The following is a 20,337-nucleotide window of genomic DNA, read 5'->3' as shown; positions in this document are numbered from 1 at the left end:
AATTTAACCATATAAGTACTGTAAGTAAAATTAAGCTAGAAAATGTTTAAACAAAATGTTACTTAACTGAAATTATATTACTTATATGGCAAAAAATATAAAAAAAATCCCGAAAGTAAACCTTCGGGATTTCGTGCAATCAGTATAGTTTAAAAAAATATTCTGAATTTAGTAAGCACTTGTAATTATTTATTCTTTTTTGCTTTAATCATCATTTCAAGCTGATCCCAAAGTTCTTCTGGAATTGCTTCTAATAAGTTGAATTGTCCAGCACCTTTTAACCATTCCCCACCGTCAATTGTAATCACATCTCCGTTGATATAAGATGAAAAATCAGAAACTAAATAAGCAGCTAAATTGGCCAATTCTTGATGATCTCCCACTCTTTTTAATGGCACTTTTTTCGCCATGTCAAATTTTTCTGAAAGATCTCCTGGTAATAATCTGTCCCAAGCTCCTTTTGTAGGAAATGGTCCTGGAGCGATGGCGTTAGAACGAATTCCATATTTAGCCCATTCTACAGCAAGACTCCTTGTCATGGCCAAAACTCCCGCTTTTGCTGTAGCACTAGGAACAACATAAGCAGATCCTGTCCAAGCGTAAGTTGTAACAATATTTAAAATCGTAGCAGAAGTTTGTTTCGTATCGATCCAGTGTTTTCCAAAAGCCAACGTACAGTTTTTAGAACCTTTAAGTACGATATCTATCACAGTGTCAAATGCATTTGCAGATAATCTTTCTGTTGGAGAAATGAAATTTCCTGCAGCATTATTTAAAAGAACATCTACTTTTCCGAAAGCTTTTAAAGTCTCCTGAAGCATATTTTCTACTTCTTCGTAATGACGAACATCACATTGAAGAGGAAGACATTTACCTCCAGTTTGGCTTTCCAGTTCGGCAGCTGTAGTTTTTAACTTCTCTAAATCTCTGGAAGTTATCGCTACTTGAGCTCCTAATTCGAGAAAATATTTGGTCATAGCTTTGCCTAAACCGCTTCCGCCGCCTGTAACGACAATGACTTTGCCTTGTAAAGCATCATCACGTAACATTTTATCTGTGTAGCTCATATTTTTTCTTTTTTTTTTACAATATTAATTAAATAAAATAGGATGCACGCATAATAATGTTATAAAATTTCAATAAATTTTATATTTCACATAATTTTTTTGCTGCAGACTCAAGTGTAAAATCATCTTTGGCAAAACAGAAACGAATTAATTTTTGGTCTTTATGATCTGAATAGAAGGTTGAAATTGGAATTGTCGCAACACCATGATCGATAATTAAATTTTTGCAGAAAGTAACATCATCTTCATTTGAAATATTGGCATAAGAAGCGACTTGGAAATATGTTCCTTCACAAGGTTTTAATTCAAAACGGCTATTTTTGAGTAGTTTCTGAAAATAATCTCGTTTTTCTTGATAGAATTTTCCAAGAAGATTAACATCAACAACATCTAAATATTCGCTGATAGCAAACTGCGAAATACTGTTTACGCTGAAAACTAAAAATTGATGCACTTTTTTGATTTCTTTCATTAAATGTTCTGGAGCAATGGTATAACCAATTTTCCAGCCTGTTATATGAAATGATTTTCCAAAAGAAGAAACCACCACACAACGATCTAAAAGAAAATCTTTTGTATGTGCAGAAATATGTTTTTCTTCGAAAGTAATATATTCGTAAACTTCATCAGATAAAATGATAATATCCGGATATTTTTCGAGAAGATTTTTTAATTGAATAAAATCATTTTCGGTTAAAATTTTCCCTGTCGGATTATGTGGATTATTGATAATCATCATTCTGGTTTTTGCAGAACATGCTTTTTCAATTCTTTCCCAATTTGGAGTATAATCGTCATTCAGCGCTACTCGAACGGGTTTGGCATTGCAAAGTAAAACAGGAGACTCATAAGAATCATAACTCGGATCGAGAATAATTACTTCGTCATTTTCTTTTACTAAAGCCAAAATAGTGGTGAAAATTCCCTGAGTTGCTCCAGCTGTAACCAAAAGTTCTGTATCTGGATTGATTGTTCTATTATAGGAACTCAGAGTTAACTTCGCAATTTTGTTCATCAACGGAGGGTAACCTGCCATTGGTGTGTATTGGTGAACGTTCTCTTTTGCTAATCTCGCTACAATGTCTGTCAGTCTTTCGTCAACAGGAAAGTTAGGAAATCCCTGAGAAAGATTTATCGCATTGTATTCGGTTGCCATTTTTGACATTACCGTGAAAATGCTTGTGGTTACGTTTGTGAGTTTACTCATAATTAAAGTCTGGTTATAGAGCAGTAGTTTTTGCAAAAAGTTGAAGGTGTTAATTTACAACTACAGGTAAAGCATATAAAACTCTAACTGTTTTGTTTTTAAGTTTTCCTGGAATCCATTTAGGAGATTTTTTTAAAACTCTAATTGCTTCAGCACCAGTTCCATATCCAAGATCTCTCAAAATTTTTATATCACTTAAAGATCCATTTCTCTCAACAATAAATGTGGCATATACTTTTCCTTTTAAGTCTTTTTCTGCATTTTTAAAATTGTCTTTTAAAAAGCGTTCTAATGCTTCTTGACCACCTGGGAATTTAGGTTTAACTTCTATTCCTGCTGTATTGTAAATTTGATTTTCTTCAAAAGCAGCTCTTTCAGCATCACTTATATACGGTCTGCCTTCGTCACTTTGAGAAAATATATTTTGTGCCGAACAAATTAAAATTAGTAATAAAAACTTTTTCATTATGGTGGTTTAAAAGTTAGCTTACATTTTATGAATAATAAAAATCGCAGGACGTTTATCAATGTCAATTTTTAACTTTTTCCAATCTGATACTTTCATGGTTTTAATGAATTCTGTTGGCAAAGTAATATCTGCTGCAATACAAAGATGAGTTGCAGGACTTAAAATTTGAAGAAGATCTTCAATCAGTTTATTGTTTCTGTATGGAGTTTCAATGAATAGTTGCGATTGATTTTTATCATAAGATAATTTCTCAAAATGACGAATTGCCGATTTTTTTTCGTCTTTGTCAATTGGTAAATATCCGTTGAAAGTAAAACTCTGACCGTTCATTCCAGAAGCCATCATGGCCAGTAGGATAGAAGAAGGGCCCACTAATGGCACAACCTGAATTCCTTTTTCATGAGCCAATTTTACAATTGCAGCCCCAGGATCTGCAACTCCAGGACAACCGGCTTCGCTCATTAAACCCATGTTTTTTCCTTCTAATAAAGGCTTGATGAAATCATTATGTTCGCTAGTTTCTGTTCTTTTGTTTAAAGTAAAAAGAACCAATTCAGATTGTTTTTTTTCGGGATAAACTGCTTTTATAGATTTTCTTGCCGTTTTGTCATTTTCTACAATATAATGGTCAATAACTTCTATCGTTCTTCTTACTGTTTGTGGTAAAACATCCATCGGATCGCTTTCGCCCATTGTAGTTGGAATTAAATATAATTTTCCGAGAAGTTTCATGTGTTTTTCTTTAAAATTAAAAAATTCAATTATTTCTTTTTTAGAAACAATTGAATCGAATTAGGAGTGTTTTTTAAGTAATTGATCTGCAATAAGATCGGTTACTTCGTCTAGCATTTGGTAAACATTGTCAAAGCCATTTGCTGAACCGTAATATGGATCTGGAACATCGACATTTTCGTTTGGAAATAAATCGTTTAAAATCAAACGAACTTTGTTTCTGTGTTCTGGAGTTTTGGCTAAATGAAGTACATCGCGAAAATTAGAATTATCCATTACATAGATATAATCGAATTTGTCAAAATCAGAAACTTGAATTTGTCTCCCTTTTTGCTCGCCGATATGGATTCCGTTTTTTTTGGCCACTTCGATAGAACGTTTGTCAGGACAATGGCCAATATGCCAAGAACCTGTTCCAGCCGAATCGACTAAAAATTTATCTTCGGGAAGTTTAGAAGCTAAAATTCCTTCTGCTAAAGGAGATCTGCAGATATTTCCTAAACAAACCATTAAGATCTTTACAGGCATGGTGCGTCTTAAAGCGTTAGTTTTTTATTGATGTCTTCAACAAACTTTTTAAATTGTTTGTCTGTAGAAACTAAATTATCGACTGTTTTGCAAGCATGAAGAACAGTTGCGTGATCGCGGTCTCCAATTTGTGAACCAATATTTGCCAAAGAAGCTTTAGTGAATTTTTTAGCAAAGAACATCGCTAGTTGTCTTGCTTGTACAACGTGCCTCTTTCTGGTTTTAGATTGAAGTGTCTCAATATCTAATTGGAAATAATCTGAAACGATTTTTTGAATATAATCGATTGAGATTTCTCTCTTTACGTTTTTAACAAATTTCTCTACAACACTTTTAGCCAGTTCAATCGTAACTTCTTTTTTATTGAAAGAAGATTGAGCGATTAAGGAAATAATTGCCCCTTCCAATTCTCTAACATTCGATTTTATGTTTCGAGCAACATATTCTAAAATATCTTCTGGCATTTCTACACCATCACGATATAAAATATTTTTTAAGATCGAGATACGAGTTTCGTAATCAGGTTGATGCAACTCTGCAGATAATCCCCATTTAAAACGAGATAATAATCTTTGTTCGATATCTTGCATATCAACAGGAGCTTTATCTGAAGTTAAGATTACTTGTTTTCCGTTTTGATGTAAATAGTTGAAAATATGGAAGAATACATCTTGTGTTCCTGATTTTCCAGATAAGAACTGAACGTCATCAATAATTAAAACATCAATTAATTGGTAAAAGTGAATAAAATCATTACGGTTATTCTTTTTTACAGAATCAATGTATTGCTGTGTAAAAATCTCAGCAGAAATATATAAAACGGTCTTTTCTGGATATTTATCTTTTACTTCTACACCTATAGCATGCGCTAAGTGCGTTTTTCCTAAACCAACTCCTCCAAAAATCAATAACGGATTAAATGAAGTTCCTCCAGGTTTGTTGGCTACAGCCATACCTGCAGAACGAGCCAAACGGTTGGAATCTCCTTCTAAGAAATTGTCAAAACTGTAGTTCGGATTTAACTGAGACTCAATTTTTAAATTTCTAATTCCAGGAATTACAAACGGATTTTTTAGTTCAGGATTTAAGTTTTTAAACGGAGCATCAACCTCTTGCGGTTTCATTGGCACTCTGTTGGCACTTGGCAGCTGCTCGGTAAACGGCTGTTTATTGCCATAAGTGTTCTCCATTTTAATTTTATAGAGTAACTTTGCGTTTTTTCCCAGTTCTTTGGTAAGCGCAACTTTCAATAATTTTACGTAATGCTCTTCGAGCCATTCGTAGAAAAATTTACTAGGAACCTGAATGTATAATGCGTTATCGGTTAGCTCAACTGATTTGATTGGTTCGAACCAAGTTTTATATGCTTGGTCTTGAATATTATCCTTTATAAAGGACAAACAGTTTTCCCATACCGATTGAGCAGTTTTAGTCATAGATTCAGATAAATTTTTATTATTGTTATAAAGATTCTCCTAATAAAATAGGAGCAATTTTATTCCGTATTTCGGGATAACAAATATGTGAACAAATTTCTGTAAAAAAAAATATTTTGGTATCTAATTTTATAAAAAAAAGTTGTAATACGGCTTTTTAAATTCGAATTTTTTTAATATTTTATAAATGAAAAATCATCAGACTCAAGTACGAGTTCGTTACTCAGAAACTGACCAAATGGGAGTCGTTTATCACGGCAATTATGTTCCTTATTTTGAAATTGGACGCGTGGAATGGCTTAGAAATAAAGGGGTTTCGTATAAAAGCATGGAAGAAAGCGGTATTGGTCTTCCAATTGTCAACATGAACATCAATTACAAAAAATCGGCGAGATACGACGAACTTTTGACAATTCACACGACTTTCAAAAGTCACTCTTCGGTGAAGATCGAATTTGACTGTGCAATTTACAATGAGGCTAATGAGTTATTAACAACTGCGACATTTATTTTGGTATTTGTAGCGTTAAAAACGGGTCGTCCAACAGCTCCTCCAGAATATATTTTAGACATATTCAAAGCACTTGATGAAAAGTGTTAAAACAGCCTTCATTTTGATGTTAAATTATATAATTTTAATATCAATTTCGAACATTAAATCAAAAATGCTGAACACTGTTTCGGCATTTTTTTTTCGCGTTTTTGTGACAATTTTGCCAATTGGCAGTCCAGAAATTTCATCCATTTCCATTTCTTGAGAAGTGATTTCTAATTTCTTTTCTTTGATAACTCGCATTACTTTATTCATGTTTTTGTAATCAAAAGAAATTAAAAATTCGACATCAATTGTCTTTTCAACGATTTCACAAACTTCCAAAGTCTGTTGTGCAGTTGTTCGATATGCAGAAATCAATCCGCCAACGCCTAATTTTACTCCGCCAAAAATACGAACGACTACTACTAGAACGTTCGTTAATCCAAAAGATTGTATTTGCCCGTAAATTGGAGCTCCAGCTGTATTGCTTGGTTCTCCATCGTCGTTGGCACGGTACGAGATTTTATTTCCAATACCAATTTGGTAAGCGTAGCAATAGTGTACTGCGTGCGGATGTTGCTTTTTAAGGTCCTCGATAATAGGTTTTACTTCATCTTCATGATCTATCGGAAAAGCATAGCCAAAGAATTTACTGCCTTTTTCTTTAAACAGTATTTCTTCAGATGCAGATGCAATAGTTTGATAAGTATCGTTAATTTCCAATTGTTATGCTTTAAAAATGTTTTTTTGCCACAGATTAAAAAGATTAAAAAAGATTTCTTTTTTGTTTTTTAAAGAAAATCTGTTGGAATCTTTTTAATCTGTGGCAAAATATTTTATGAGAATAAATGCTTTATAATAATCCTTTGTCGAATAAATCTACAACATCTTCTTTTCCAACTTGAAGGTTCCAAACTTTAATTCCTAAAGCTGCGGCACTGTCGGTGTTTTCTGTTTTATCATCAACAAACAAAGTGTTTGCTGCAACTAGATTATTTTGGTCTAATACAAATTGATAGATTTTCGGATCTGGTTTTCTCATTCCTATATCAAACGAAAAATATACTTTTTCGAAACAAGCATAAAAGTCTTTGTAAAAAGAAATTCCGCTTTTTTCTTCAAATGTATTAATGTGAATAGAATCGGTATTGCTCAATAAAAACAAGCGGTATTTTTTTGATAACTCCTGGAGAAACTCTAAACGATAAAAAGGAAAATCTGCCAAAACTGCATTCCATGCTCTCAAAATGCCTTCTTTAGAAGCATTTGGCAGTTGTTTTTGAAAACCGCCAATAAAATCTTCTGGTGAAATAGCACCAACTTCAAAAGAAAGATTTAATTTATCGAATTCATTATTCCATTCTTTCATTCCTAATTTTTGTAAACCAGAAATGGTGGCAGGTTTATCTAAATTGATGAAAATATCTCCAAAGTCAAAAATTATCGCATTAATCATAATTTCTAATTTGTATCAGTTCGTCGTTTAAAATATTTGTTTTTGTGGTATTTTTTCTCGTAATAATTGGAGCTTTTGTTCCATTTAGAAAACTTGTTTTTCCAACAAAAATTCTCGCTTCATCCCAAAGATTTTCATCAATAAAAGATTGGATTGTTTGTCTTCCGCCTTCTATTATTATAGATTGAATTTGATTTTGATATAAAACATCCAGAATCTGAGGGATACTATTTTTATCAAAATCAATTACTTCAAATTGAGTATTTTCTTTTGATCGTTTTGATTCTTTAGAAAAAATGAAAGTTTTTACAGAGTCGTCAAAAATAAAACTGTTTTCATCAATTCTATTATTTTGATCTATAACAACTCGAACGGGATTGTTACCGTTCCAATCTCGAGCATTTAATTTTGGATTGTCATCGACAACGGTTTGTGTTCCAACCAAAATGGCCTGTTCTTCAGTTCGCCATTTGTGAACCAATTGTCTTGAATATTGATTCGTAATCCAAATTGGTTTGCGTTCTTGATTGATTTCTTTTTCTGGCGCTAAAAAGCTGTCTTGGCTTTCTGCCCATTTTAAAATGATATACGGTCTCTTTTTTTGATGGAAAGTAAAAAAGCGTTTGTTCAGTTCGTTGCATTCCTCTTCTAAGACTCCAACAGTAACATTCGCTCCAGCTTCAATTAATTTTAAAATACCCCTTCCAGCTACTTTTTCGTTAGGATCCACTGTGCCGACCACAACATTCGGAATTTCATTTGCAATAATCAAATCACAGCAAGGAGGAGTTTTTCCAAAATGACTGCAAGGCTCTAAGCTTACATAAATTGTAGCTTTTTTCAACAGTGATTTGTCTTTTACAGATTTAACGGCATTTACCTCGGCATGGGGTTCACCTGCTTTTTTATGCCAACCTTCGCCAATAATCTTATCTTCATAAACAATTACACTGCCAACCATTGGATTCGGATACGTTGTTCCAAGTCCATTTTGTGCCAGTTCAATGCAGCGTTTTATGTATTTTTCATGTATATTCACACTGCAAAAGTAGTTAATTTTAATATTATCACTAACTCGAAAAGATTAAGTTGTGAAACAATCCAGATAGTTATAATAGTATCAAAAAAGTATATTTACTTTTGTATTTGTAATGATTTAGAATAAAAAAATGGTAAATTGGCTTATAAGGACAGTTAAAAAGGAAGACAATCAGGCGGTTGCAAGTTTGATAAGATCTGTTTTTGATGAAATGGAAATTCCAAAAGTAGGAACAGCATACGAAGATCCTTACTTAGATTTGATGTTTGAGGAATATAGTAAAACGAAATCGGCCTATTTTGTTGTGGAAAATGATGGGGAAATTGTGGGCTGTGCTGGAATCGCACCTTTAGAAAATGGAGATCCTGAAATTTGTGAATTGCAGAAAATGTATTTCCTTCCCAAAACAAGAGGATTGGGAATTGGAACTAAAATGATGGACAAATGTTTGGAACAAGCAAGAGCATTTGGTTTTAAAAAATGTTATATTGAAACCATGCCATTTATGCATGCAGCGCAGAAACTGTATAAAAAATCCGGTTTTGAGTATTTAGATGCCCCAATGGGGTGTACTGGGCACAATTCTTGTCCGGTATGGATGCTGAAAGTTTTGTGATTTTAATGTAACAAATTTAAAGTAGCAAGACTTATTGAAAGATAAAATGTCAGTTTTAGACTGATGTAAATGCTCAAAAAATAAAAATGAAAATTAAACAATATCGTACTCAGTTTATTAAAGAATTATCTCCTTTTTACGATGCGTACGAAGCAGAGAGTTTTTTTTATTTGATTTTAGAAGATAAACACCAGCTTCGCCAGATTGATTTAGCTTTAAATCATGAGTTGGTATTTGATGAGAATGATTTTGTGATATGGGATGAAATCTTGCAACATTTGAAGAAAGAAGTCCCTATTCAATATCTATTAGGAAAAACACATTTTTATGGTTTGGACTTTGAAGTTAATGAGAATGTTTTAATTCCAAGACCAGAAACTGAGGAATTGGTAGAATGGATTATTAATGAAAATGCAAGTCCAGAGAAATCTAAGAAAATAAAAATACTGGATATTGGAACAGGAAGTGGCTGTATTGCTATTTCTTTGGCTAAAAACCTTCCAAATGCCGAGGTTGTTGCTATAGATGTTTCTAAAAAAGCAATTGAAACTGCGAAAAGAAATGCGGTTAGAAATAATGTTGATGTAACTTTTGTTATGCAGGATATCTTAAAGGAAGAGGAGCTGAGATGTCAATTTGATGTTATTGTTTCTAATCCGCCTTACGTACGAAATTTAGAAAAAGCAGAAATCAAAAAAAATGTTTTGGACTACGAACCGCATTTAGCGCTTTTTGTTGAAGATCATGATGCTTTGATTTTTTATAGAAAAATTGCCTCGCTGGCAAAAAATGCCCTTGTGGAAAAAGGAAAATTATATTTCGAAATCAATCAGTATCTAGGAAAAGAAATGACCGATTTATTAGAAAGTATGGATTTTAAAAGTGTAGAGCTTCGAAAAGATATTTATGATAATGAACGAATGATTAAAGGAAGTGTTTAAAGTGGTCAGTGTTTAGGTTTTTAGTGTTCAGTATTAGCTGTGCTTAAAGTTTGCTTCACTGATTACTAAAAATCTGAAAACTGAATACTAAAAAACTATTCGTAACGCAACGCTTCAATAGGATCTAATTTCGATGCTTTAATGGCCGGATATAAGCCGGAAACTATTGCCACCATAAAGCTAGTAGCAAAAGCCGCAAAAATGGCCATCCACGGAATCACAAAAGAAAAACTCATAGCGGTGGCTATTCCGAAACCCAGAAGAATTCCAAGAAAGATTCCAACTAAACCACCAATTTGTCCGATTAATAAAGTTTCAATAAAAAACTGAAAAGCAACTGTTGATCTTTTTGCTCCTAATGCTTTACGAACACCAATTTCGCGTGTGCGTTCTGTTACTGAAACAATCATAATATTCATTAAAGCAATAGACGATCCTAAAATGGTAATTACAGAAATAGTCCATGCTGCCAATCCTAGATATTGAGTAATGCTTAGTATGCGATTAATCAAATCATCGCTTCGAACTATGCCAAAATTATTGTCACGAACCGGACTTAATTTACGAACTCTTCGCATTGTACTTGTAGCATTATCTATGGCTTCGTCTAAAACTTCTTTTTTAGAAACCATCACACTAATGGTGTAGTTGATATTTGGTGCAGTAAATAAAGATCTCGCAACTTGAATTGGAATTAGAACTCTTAAATCTTGGCTGTTTCCAAAGGTTGAGCCTTTTTCTTTCAAGACGCCAATTACTTTAAATCTTGCACCTCGAATAGAAATGATTTTATCAATTGGATTAACGTCTTTCAAGAGCCCTTTTTCAAAATCAGAACCAACAATACAAGAGTAAGTATTGTTTTCAATATCAAATTGGTTAAAACTTCTTCCTAAACTAGTTTCTAGCCCAGAATTGGTAATAAAATGTTCGTCTACGCCTACAATTGTAATTTCTGGATCTGTTTTTTCGCTCAAGTATTTTACTTCAGCAGTTGAAGTTGCGGTAAAAGATAGAGAGGTTTCTGTAAATGGGTATTTGTATTTGCTTTTGAAAGCGACGGCTTCTGGATAGGAAATAATCGGATTGATGACTTCGCGTTCGTTTCCGCCACGGTTTCGAACTTTATTTTCGTATTGATTGATGTTAAAAGTATTGGCTCCCATAGAAGCAAAATCGCTGGAAATAGTGTTTTCTAAAGCAGAAACTACAGTCAGGATTCCAACCAAAGCGGTAATACCGATGGCAATAATTAATACAGTAAGAATAGTTCGCAGCAATTGTGTTTTGATAGAACCAAATGCAATTCGGATATTTTCTTTAAATAATTTTAGCATCATGACCAATTTGTCACGAAAATACGGTTTTTGTTACAAGTTTGTTTTCGAAGTGTTATTATTTATTTTAAAAAGTAAGATATTTGCAGACGATTTTGGATTTTGAATAAAATCTAAATCAATAAGAAATTAATGTTAAAGATTTTTGAAGATAAAAATTAGAAAATAATCTAAAATCAGAAATCTAAAATCTAAAATAAAAGAGATGGCTTCAAAACCAAGTATACCAAAAGGAACAAGAGATTTTTCACCAGCAGAGGTGTCAAAACGTCAATACATTATTCAAACTATAAAAGCTAATTTCGAGAAATTTGGTTTTCAGCCAATCGAAACGCCTTCGTTTGAAAATTCAGATACCTTAATGGGGAAATATGGAGAAGAAGGAGATCGTCTGATTTTTAAAATATTAAATTCTGGAAACTTTTTCTATAATAAAAGTAAAATTGAATTGCCAGAATCAATCGAAGAATTGCAATTAAATTCTGCTGAAAAAATTACTTTAGAACAAAGAATTGAGCTAAATAAATTTACAGGAAAAATTTCTGAGAAAGCGTTACGTTACGATTTGACAGTTCCGTTTGCAAGATATGTGGTACAGCACCAAAGCGAAATTGAATTTCCTTTTAAAAGATACCAAATCCAGCCAGTTTGGAGAGCAGATAATCCGCAAAAAGGACGTTTTAGAGAATTTTTTCAATGTGATGCCGATGTTGTGGGTTCAAAATCGCTTTGGCAGGAAGTTGAGTTAGTTCAATTGTATGATACTGTTTTTACTTCTTTAGGTTTGGAAGGCGTTACAATTAAAATCAATAACCGAAAGATTTTATCTGGAATTGCTGAGGTAATTGGCGCTTCAGATAAATTAATCGATTTTACGGTTGCTCTTGATAAATTGGATAAAATTGGAGAAGACGGCGTAAAAAAAGAAATGATTGAAAAAGGCATTTCTGAGGATGCGTTGGTAAAAGTGCAGCCACTTTTTAGTTTCTCAGGAACTTTTGCAGACAAAATTACACAGCTTTCAGAATTATTGTCATCTTCTGAAGAAGGTATGAAAGGTGTTGAGGAATTGAAATTTATATGTGACAATGTTGCTGAATTAGGACTTTCTACTGCGATTTTAGATTTAGATGTGACTTTAGCTCGTGGTTTAAATTATTACACAGGAGCTATTTTTGAAGTTGCAGCTCCAAAAACCGTTGCCATGGGTTCTATTGGAGGTGGAGGAAGATACGACGATTTGACGGGTATTTTTGGTTTGAAAAATATGAGTGGTGTCGGAATTTCTTTCGGTTTGGATAGAATTTATCTAGTTTTAGAAGAATTACAATTATTTCCTGAAACTGTTGCGGCTACTTCAAAAGCACTGTTTTTGAATTTTGGAGATAAAGAAGCCCTATATGCTTCGCAGGCAATTCAGAAATTGAGAAAAGAAAATATAAAATTAGAATTGTATCCTGATAGTGTAAAAGTTGGAAAACAATTTCAATATGCAGATAAACGTTTAATTCCGTTTGCAGTATTGGTTGGAGATCAGGAAATTGCTTCAAATTCTTATACGCTTAAAAATTTAGTGACAGGAGAGCAGGTTTCTGTAGATTACGACGGATTAAAAAATGCTTTACAGGCATAATAAAATTTTGTTTCACGCAGATTTTTCAGATTAGAGCAGATTTATTTTATTTTTTTGTTTAAAAAATCTGTACAAATCTGCCTTAATCTTTTTAAAAATCTGCGTGAAATAGTTTTTCTTTCTAAAAAGCAAATAAAATTCGAAGAATTAAAAAAAGCTTTATCAAGTTAACTATCTGGAACAAAAGTTTTTGCTTTAGATTCCGCAGATTTAAAGGGTTTTCTTTTGAAATCTCTTCCTAAAATAGTTGCCAGAGAAGAAAAAAAACTTTTAATTTGCCAACCTTAAGTTACGGGCGTAGTTCAAGGGTAGAATAGCGGTCTCCAAAACCGTTGATGGGGGTTCGAATCCCTCCGCCCGTGCAAAACAATAAATGACAACTTTGTCATGTAAAGCTTAAACATAAAAAAAGCTTCGTCTCTATAGGCGAAGCTTTTTTTAATATAAGGTAAACTTGAATTAATAATTATTTAGAGGCCGAAGCCAACCCTTAAATTCAATTTTTGGAGGTAATAATTTATGTTTATTGGTCTCAAAGATAATATAAACTAAAACGTAATAGTCTTAAAATTATAATAAATTTTTTCTGAGCAGATACTTTTTTTAAAGGTCTCATAATTAATAAAGTGACAATTTGACATTTTATAAGATTTGGCAGTACTTTTGCAATCCAACAGAAAGAAATAAAATGAAGTTTAAGAATATTTTTAAAAATAAAAGTAATATGACTACGGAAAATACAGAATTCGATCAGGAATTAGACGATGTAACGTTAGAGAACAATGCCAACGGAGAACAGTTAATTGTTGAAGAATTAAGTGTTGAGGAGCAATTAGCTAAAGACTTGGCTCACGAAAAAGATAAGTTTTTGAGATTATTTGCTGAATTTGAAAATTACAAAAAAAGAACTTCAAAAGAGCGTCTTGATTTATTTAAAACAGCAAATCAAGAGGTTTTATTGGCAATGCTTCCTGTTTTAGATGATTTTGACAGAGCGGCAGTAGAGATCAACAAGTCTGAGGATGAGAATTTGAAAAAAGGTGTTGAGTTGATTCACGAAAAACTGAGAAATACTTTAGTTTCTAAAGGTTTAGAGCAAGTTGAAATTCAAGCAGGAGATGCTTTCAATGCTGATATTGCTGAAGCAATTACCCAAATTCCAGCGCCGTCTGATAAATTAAAAGGGAAAATTGTTGATGTTATTGAAAAAGGATACAAATTAGGAGACAAAATTATTCGTTACCCTAAAGTTGTTGTAGGAAACTAAAAATGCAATAAGAATTTCAAATGCATTTTTGGATTTTGGAATTTTTAAGATTTGGAACTTAATCTAATTATGAAAAAAGATTTTTACGAAATACTAGGCATTTCAAAAAATGCTGATGCTGCCGAAATAAAAAAAGCATACCGAAAAAGTGCGCTTAAATACCACCCTGATAAAAACCCAGGCGACAAAGAGGCAGAAGAAAACTTCAAATTGGCGGCAGAAGCTTATGAAGTTTTAAGTGATCCACAGAAAAAAGCGAAATACGATCAATATGGTCATCAAGCATTTGATGGCTCTGGCGGATTTGGCGGTGGCCACGGCGGTATGAATATGGATGACATTTTCAGCCAGTTTGGTGATATTTTTGGTGGCGGATTTGGCGGTTTCGGAGGCGGAGGCGGAGGCCCTCGTCGTGCGAAAGGAAGCAATCTTCGAATTAAAGTGAAATTAACTTTAGAAGAAATTGCAAATGGAGTGGAGAAAAAAGTAAAAGTAAAACGTAAAGTTCAGGCAAAAGGCGTAACGTATAAAACTTGTACGACTTGTAACGGTCAAGGACAAGTAATGCGTGTAACCAATACCATTTTAGGAAGAATGCAATCTGCATCTACTTGTCCTGCTTGTGGTGGTTCTGGTCAGATTTTAGATAAAAAACCTTCTGAGGCAGATGCTCAAGGAATGGTTCAAGAAGACGAAACAGTATCAATTAAAATTCCTGCGGGAGTTGTTGATGGTATGCAGTTAAAAGTTGCCAACAAAGGTAACGATGCTCCAGGAAACAGTATTCCAGGAGATTTAATTGTAGCGATTGAAGAAGTTGAACACGAATTCTTAAAGCGTGAAGGAGAAAACATCCATTTCGATTTATACATCAGTTTTCCTGAAGCAGTTTTGGGAGCTTCTAAAGATATTGAAGCAATCAACGGAAAAGTTCGTATTAAATTGGAAGAAGGAATTCAGTCTGGAAAAATCTTAAGATTGAAAGGAAAAGGAATTCCTAGTTTAAATGGTTACGGAAGCGGAGATTTATTGGTTCACGTAAATGTTTGGACTCCAAAAACATTAAATAAAGAGCAAAAACAATTTTTTGAAAATGCTTTAGCAGACGAACATTTTGTTCCAAGTCCAGAGAAATCAGAGAAGTCGTTTTTTGAAAAAGTAAAAGATATGTTCTCATAATCTGAACTTTTTTAAAGTTATAAAAATTAAAAACCCATTCTAGCATAAATTAGAATGGGTTTTTTGCGTAATATGCGACAATTTCGCTTCGAATTATTTACTTTTACAGTCGCTGAACCGTAACAGGCAAAGTGACGCAGTAAATCCTTAAAAATAGCATGAGTAACTTACTTGAAGTACATAAAGTCGTAAAAAAATACGGCGATTATGTAGCACTTAACGAAGTTTCATTAAATGTGCCAAAAGGCAGTATATATGGGCTTTTAGGTCCCAATGGAGCCGGAAAAACTTCCCTTATCAGAATCATAAACCAAATTACATTGCCAGATAGTGGCGAAGTAATTTTGGATGGAGAAAGATTGCAGCCCAAACATGTGCAAACGATCGGATACCTTCCAGAAGAAAGAGGTTTGTATAGTTCGATGAAAGTGGGAGAGCAATGTTTGTATCTGGCTCAAATGAAAGGCCTTTCTAAGGCTGAAGCCAAAAAACAATTGGATTATTGGTTTGACAGATTAGGAATTCAAGGCTGGTGGAACAAGAAAATTCAGGAACTTTCTAAAGGAATGGCACAGAAAATTCAGTTTGTGGTTTGTGTTTTGCATAAACCAAAATTGCTAATTTTAGATGAGCCCTTTTCTGGTTTTGATCCTGTAAATGCTAATGTTATTAAAGATGAAATTCTGGCATTGAAAGAACAAGGTTCTACTATTATTTTTTCGACGCACAGAATGGAAAGTGTAGAAGAGCTTTGTGAAAACATTGCTTTAATTCACAAATCCAATAAATTGATCGAAGGGAAAGTGGCTGATGTGAAACGTCAGTTTAGAACAAATAGTTTTGAAGTTGGAATTTTGACAAATAATGTTGAAGGTTTGATGTACGATATCACTCAAAAATTTACGGTTTCGCCTGCTAGTTTTAAATCTTTAAATGATGATTTGAAATTAAATATTCAGATTGGAAATGCAAGTCCAAACGAATTATTGAACATTTTGACACAACGTGGACAAGTAACGCATTTCGTAGAAAAAATTCCGAGCATAAACGATATTTTTATCCAAACGGTAACGGAAAACAAAAAATTAAATTCCAATAATTAAATTCCAAAATCCAAGTTTGAAACTGTGAGAGTTGGAATTTGGGATTTTAGATTTGAAAATTAAAAATATTTATGAGTATCATCTCGTTGATTATAAAAAGAGAATTTATTGCCAAAGTCCGCAATAAATCTTTTGTTGTCATGACATTTTTGAGTCCGCTTTTATTTGTGGCGATTGCTGTTTTTATTGGCTATTTAAGTTCGATGAAAGCAGAAACAAAAAGAATTGCAATTCATGACGAAACTGGACTTTTTGCGTCTGATTTTTTAAAAGAAAATAAAAAAGGAGCCGAATTCAAATATTTAAATTTATCTGAAATTGATGTAAAGGCTTTAAAAGATAGCATTACAAAAGAAAATTTCAACGGATTAATCGTTATTCCGAAAACAAAAAATATAAAAGATTTAGAAAGTAAAATTGAATTTATTTCTAATAATAGCCCGAGCATTTCTTTTATTGAAAACACTCAAGATATCATTGGAAATAAAATTACAAAACTAAATCTGGAAGAAGCAAAACTAGACACTTTGGCCATCCAGAAAGCGCAGTCAGATGTAAATATTCATTTGGTTAAAGCTTCTGGAGAAGAAAGTCTGAAAGGTTTAAATGAAATTAAAATCGGAATCGGAGGCGCATTTGGTTACTTGATCATGATGTTTATTATCATTTACGGAAATATGGTAATGAGAAGCGTAATCGAAGAAAAAACAAACAGAATTATCGAAATCATTATTTCATCTGTAAAACCATTTCAGTTGATGATTGGTAAAATTGTAGGAACATCATTGGCTGGGATTTTACAATTTATGATTTGGGCGATAATTGGATTAGGATTGATGTTTGCAGCTTCAGCTTTTTTTGGAGTGAATGTTGGTCCGACAGCCAGAATTTCTCCAGAATTAATGCAAAGTGCGCAGCACGAATTTGCTGGATCAGCGCAAATGTATATTGCTGAATTATGGAATTTGCCAATTGCAAGTATCATAATCGGATTTGTGATTTATTTTATTGGAGGATATTTTTTATATAGCTCATTTTACGCAGCAATTGGAGCGGCAGTTGACAATCAAACCGATTCTCAGCAATTTTTGCTGCCAATTTTAATGCCTCTGATTTTGAGCGTCTATATCGGATTTTTTACAGTAGTAAACGATCCGCACGGAAGTGTTGCAGTTATCTTTTCAATGATTCCGTTAACTTCGCCAATTGTAATGCTAATGCGTATTCCGTTTGGTGTGCCGTGGTGGCAAATCGCAATTTCGGTATCATTATTGTTTGCTACCTTTTTCCTTGTGGTTTGGTTTGCTGCCAAAATTTACCGTGTAGGTATTTTAATGTACGGCAAAAAACCGACTTGGAAGGAATTGTATAAGTGGCTGAAGTACTAGTTCTTTAAAGTTGCAAAGTTACAGAGAGACAAAGGTTCAAAGTTTTTTTTATTTGAATTTTTTATAACTTAGAAAAACAACTTTAAGATTGTATTGAAGCATAAAAGAGATATTACTAATAGCAGGTTAATAGTTAACATAGCAACAAAGATTTTTAAACTTTGTCACTCTGTAACTTTGCAACTTTGAACCTTAGAAAAAAATGAGTAAAATACTAATTATTGAAGACGAAGCAGCGATCAGAAGGGTTTTGGTAAAAATATTATCAGAAGAAAATGATGCGTATCAGGTTGATGAAGCTGAAGATGGTGTTGCGGGACTTGAAAAAATAAAAAACAACGACTATGATTTGGTTTTGTGCGATATCAAAATGCCAAAAATGGACGGTGTTGAGGTTTTGGAAGAAGTAAAAAAGATCAAACCAGAAATCCCGATGGTGATGATCTCGGGTCACGGCGATATGGAAACTGCGATTCAGACCATGCGTTTGGGCGCTTTCGATTATATTTCGAAACCGCCAGATTTGAACCGTTTATTGAATACGGTTCGTAATGCTTTGGACAAAAAACAATTAGTAGTTGAAAATAAAATCCTAAAGAAAAAAGTTAGCAAAAACTACGAAATGATTGGCGACAGCGAATCGATTAATCATATCAAAGTGATGATTGATAAAGTGGCGCAAACAGAAGCGAGAGTTTTGATTACTGGACCAAATGGAACGGGAAAAGAATTAGTGGCGCATCAGTTACATGAAAAAAGCGAGCGTTCTAGTTTTCCGTTAATTGAAGTAAACTGTGCGGCAATTCCAAGCGAATTGATCGAAAGCGAATTGTTCGGACACGTAAAAGGTGCTTTTACATCGGCAGTGAAAGATCGTGCAGGAAAGTTTGAAGCAGCAGACAAAGGAACTATTTTCTTGGATGAAATTGGAGATATGAGTCTTTCGGCGCAAGCCAAAGTTTTGCGTGCTTTGCAAGAAAGTATGATTACGAGAGTTGGTGCTGATAAAGATATTAAAGTTGATGTTCGTGTTGTTGCAGCTACGAATAAAGATCTGAAAACAGAAATCGCAGAAGGCCGTTTCCGTGAAGATTTATACCATCGTTTGGCAGTGATTTTAATTAAAGTTCCGGCATTGAATGAAAGACGTGATGATATTCCAGCTTTGATTTCGCATTTTGCAGAAAAAATAGCTTTAGAGCAAGGAAATGCAGTTAAGTCATTTTCGGCGCAAGCCATAAAATTATTGCAAGAATACGATTGGACAGGAAATATTCGTGAACTTCGAAATGTAGTAGAAAGATTGATTATTTTGGGAGGAAACGAAATCTCAGAATCAGATGTGAAAATGTTCGCAAGCAAATAATGATTTGGAATCTAAATTCTAAAATCATAAATCTAAAATTTAGAAATGAAACTAAAAAAAATAAACGAGAAATTACAAGACGGACTAGTTGAAAATGGTTTAACGGAAGCGAATGCTTTGCAGTTGGAAACTTTTTCAACCATAAAAAGCGGTGCTGATTGTGTAATTATTTCTCCAAAAGGAAGTGGAAAAACAACAACGATTGTTTTAAATGTGATTCAGCAATTGGCTGGTAAAACCGAAGAATCGCCACGCGCTTTAATCATTGTGGAAGACAAAGCAAAGGTTTTGGAAATGGTTGAGCTTTTTGAGAAGTATGGGAAATACACCAATTTGGAAGTTTATGGTGTAAACGAAAAAGGCGACATGGATTATGATAAAAACTATGTTTCTACAGGAATCGACGTTTTAATTGGTACGCCAACTAAATTAAATGACATGTTTAGTACAGCAGGTTACAACGTAAATCGTCTTAAAATGTTTATTTTGGATGATGCAGATCCGATTTTGAAATTACGCCATGATCCAAAAATCACACGTATTTCTAATAGTATCGCCAAAGTGCAGCGAATTATCTTTTCTGAAACTCTGACAGAGCGAATTGAAATTTTGGCAGATAAAATTATGGTGGAGCCTTATTTGTTTGATATGGATGAAGACGGAGAAGAGCTTGATGAAGACGAAGACGATATTGAAGAAGAATAATTTATAATAAAGTTTTCAGTCCCGGTTTTCAGTCTCAGTAACTGAAAAGCGGGATTTTTTTGATTTAGAAATTAATAGAATAAAAAAATAAAATGTTATGGGATTAATGAAAGTATTTTCTGGAAGTGAAGTATTGGCAATTGCTTTGCAGGAAAGATTAGAAGAAGCTGGTGTAGAAACAGTAAAAAAAGATAATATTCAATCTGCACGTTTAGGAGGTTTTGGCCAGACAGATTTGGCTATTGAAGTTTTTATACAAGAAACAGATTTTGCAAAAGCAAATCCAGTTATAGAAGAGTTTAGAATGAGTCTTTAAAAGTTTTCAGTTTTCAG

21 protein-coding genes and 1 tRNA gene are annotated in these 20,337 nt (G+C 33.3%); 12 read left to right on the top strand and 10 right to left on the bottom strand.

Features of this window, described 5'->3' with window-relative positions:
* Positions 1–185: 185 nt before the first annotated feature.
* From NCC77_RS19990 to dnaA, 6 genes are all read right to left on the bottom strand, one after another.
* On the bottom strand, positions 186–1,067 hold the full coding sequence (locus tag NCC77_RS19990) for an SDR family oxidoreductase (RefSeq protein WP_172426967.1): 882 nt from the start codon (positions 1,065–1,067) through the stop codon (positions 186–188).
* Positions 1,068–1,146: 79 nt separating this feature from the next.
* Positions 1,147–2,274 carry a methionine aminotransferase gene (locus NCC77_RS19985; protein ID WP_250837161.1) on the bottom strand — a complete coding sequence of 376 codons (1,128 nt, stop codon included), beginning with the start codon at positions 2,272–2,274 and terminating at the stop codon, positions 1,147–1,149.
* Positions 2,275–2,323: 49 nt separating this feature from the next.
* Complete coding sequence (locus tag NCC77_RS19980; RefSeq protein WP_250837160.1) at positions 2,324–2,740, bottom strand: energy transducer TonB; 417 nt, start codon at positions 2,738–2,740, stop codon at positions 2,324–2,326.
* A gap of 21 nt (positions 2,741–2,761) precedes the next feature.
* Positions 2,762–3,475: an SAM-dependent methyltransferase gene (locus tag NCC77_RS19975; protein ID WP_250837159.1), complete on the bottom strand. Its 714-nt coding sequence runs from the start codon at positions 3,473–3,475 to the stop codon at positions 2,762–2,764.
* Positions 3,476–3,535: 60 nt separating this feature from the next.
* Positions 3,536–4,003, bottom strand: coding sequence for a low molecular weight protein-tyrosine-phosphatase (locus tag NCC77_RS19970; protein ID WP_250837158.1), 468 nt, complete (start codon positions 4,001–4,003; stop codon positions 3,536–3,538).
* Positions 4,004–4,011: 8 nt separating this feature from the next.
* The gene (dnaA, locus tag NCC77_RS19965; protein ID WP_095931847.1) at positions 4,012–5,439 is read right to left on the bottom strand and encodes a chromosomal replication initiator protein DnaA; all 1,428 of its coding nucleotides are present in this window, start codon (positions 5,437–5,439) and stop codon (positions 4,012–4,014) included.
* A gap of 187 nt (positions 5,440–5,626) precedes the next feature.
* Here dnaA and NCC77_RS19960 point away from each other — a divergent pair, with 187 nt between their 5' ends.
* Positions 5,627–6,040 carry an acyl-CoA thioesterase gene (locus tag NCC77_RS19960; RefSeq protein ID WP_250837157.1) on the top strand — a complete coding sequence of 138 codons (414 nt, stop codon included), beginning with the start codon at positions 5,627–5,629 and terminating at the stop codon, positions 6,038–6,040.
* Positions 6,041–6,064: 24 nt separating this feature from the next.
* Here the strand turns inward: NCC77_RS19960 and NCC77_RS19955 are convergent, their stop codons facing one another.
* The 3 genes from NCC77_RS19955 to ribD form a co-directional block, all read right to left on the bottom strand.
* Positions 6,065–6,697: an IMPACT family protein gene (locus NCC77_RS19955; protein WP_250837156.1), complete on the bottom strand. Its 633-nt coding sequence runs from the start codon at positions 6,695–6,697 to the stop codon at positions 6,065–6,067.
* A 130-nt stretch (positions 6,698–6,827) separates the two neighbouring features.
* Positions 6,828–7,430 carry an HAD family hydrolase gene (locus NCC77_RS19950; protein ID WP_250837155.1) on the bottom strand — a complete coding sequence of 201 codons (603 nt, stop codon included), beginning with the start codon at positions 7,428–7,430 and terminating at the stop codon, positions 6,828–6,830.
* Positions 7,423–8,469: a bifunctional diaminohydroxyphosphoribosylaminopyrimidine deaminase/5-amino-6-(5-phosphoribosylamino)uracil reductase RibD gene (gene ribD, locus NCC77_RS19945; RefSeq protein ID WP_250837154.1), complete on the bottom strand. Its 1,047-nt coding sequence runs from the start codon at positions 8,467–8,469 to the stop codon at positions 7,423–7,425. Before ribD ends, NCC77_RS19950 begins: the two co-directional genes overlap by 8 nt.
* Before the next feature lie 130 nt (positions 8,470–8,599).
* Between ribD and NCC77_RS19940 the strand changes: the two genes are divergently transcribed.
* Positions 8,600–9,085, top strand: a complete 486-nt coding sequence (locus NCC77_RS19940; protein WP_250837153.1) for a GNAT family N-acetyltransferase — start codon at positions 8,600–8,602, stop codon at positions 9,083–9,085.
* 86 nt (positions 9,086–9,171) lie between these two features.
* A complete protein-coding gene (gene prmC, locus NCC77_RS19935) occupies positions 9,172–10,026 on the top strand; it encodes a peptide chain release factor N(5)-glutamine methyltransferase (RefSeq protein ID WP_250837152.1) in 855 nt (284 codons plus the stop codon).
* Between the two features lie 95 nt (positions 10,027–10,121).
* Here the strand turns inward: prmC and NCC77_RS19930 are convergent, their stop codons facing one another.
* Entirely contained in the window at positions 10,122–11,366 is a 1,245-nt protein-coding gene (locus NCC77_RS19930; protein WP_250837151.1) for an ABC transporter permease, read from the bottom strand.
* A 202-nt stretch (positions 11,367–11,568) separates the two neighbouring features.
* Here NCC77_RS19930 and hisS point away from each other — a divergent pair, with 202 nt between their 5' ends.
* From hisS to NCC77_RS19885, 9 genes are all read left to right on the top strand, one after another.
* Positions 11,569–12,996 (top strand): histidine--tRNA ligase, encoded by a 1,428-nt coding sequence (gene hisS, locus NCC77_RS19925; protein WP_250837150.1) that lies wholly within the window; start codon positions 11,569–11,571, stop codon positions 12,994–12,996.
* 291 nt (positions 12,997–13,287) lie between these two features.
* A tRNA-Trp gene (locus NCC77_RS19920) sits at positions 13,288–13,358 on the top strand.
* A gap of 326 nt (positions 13,359–13,684) precedes the next feature.
* Positions 13,685–14,263 (top strand): nucleotide exchange factor GrpE, encoded by a 579-nt coding sequence (locus NCC77_RS19915; RefSeq protein WP_250837149.1) that lies wholly within the window; start codon positions 13,685–13,687, stop codon positions 14,261–14,263.
* 69 nt (positions 14,264–14,332) lie between these two features.
* Positions 14,333–15,442, top strand: coding sequence for a molecular chaperone DnaJ (dnaJ, locus tag NCC77_RS19910; protein WP_250837148.1), 1,110 nt, complete (start codon positions 14,333–14,335; stop codon positions 15,440–15,442).
* Positions 15,443–15,600: 158 nt separating this feature from the next.
* A complete protein-coding gene (locus NCC77_RS19905) occupies positions 15,601–16,545 on the top strand; it encodes an ABC transporter ATP-binding protein (protein WP_250837147.1) in 945 nt (314 codons plus the stop codon).
* A 71-nt stretch (positions 16,546–16,616) separates the two neighbouring features.
* Entirely contained in the window at positions 16,617–17,933 is a 1,317-nt protein-coding gene (locus NCC77_RS19900; RefSeq protein ID WP_250837146.1) for an ABC transporter permease, read from the top strand.
* 202 nt (positions 17,934–18,135) lie between these two features.
* Positions 18,136–19,299 carry a sigma-54-dependent transcriptional regulator gene (locus NCC77_RS19895; protein ID WP_250837145.1) on the top strand — a complete coding sequence of 388 codons (1,164 nt, stop codon included), beginning with the start codon at positions 18,136–18,138 and terminating at the stop codon, positions 19,297–19,299.
* A 45-nt stretch (positions 19,300–19,344) separates the two neighbouring features.
* Entirely contained in the window at positions 19,345–20,004 is a 660-nt protein-coding gene (locus tag NCC77_RS19890; RefSeq protein WP_095931832.1) for a DEAD/DEAH box helicase, read from the top strand.
* Positions 20,005–20,101: 97 nt separating this feature from the next.
* Positions 20,102–20,320 (top strand): putative signal transducing protein, encoded by a 219-nt coding sequence (locus tag NCC77_RS19885; RefSeq protein ID WP_095931831.1) that lies wholly within the window; start codon positions 20,102–20,104, stop codon positions 20,318–20,320.
* The last annotated feature ends 17 nt before the right edge of the window (positions 20,321–20,337 follow it).

This window comes from Flavobacterium tyrosinilyticum, from assembly GCF_023656565.1.
Classification (GTDB): domain Bacteria; phylum Bacteroidota; class Bacteroidia; order Flavobacteriales; family Flavobacteriaceae; genus Flavobacterium; species Flavobacterium tyrosinilyticum.
This window is presented reverse-complemented; position numbering and strand designations above follow the sequence as displayed.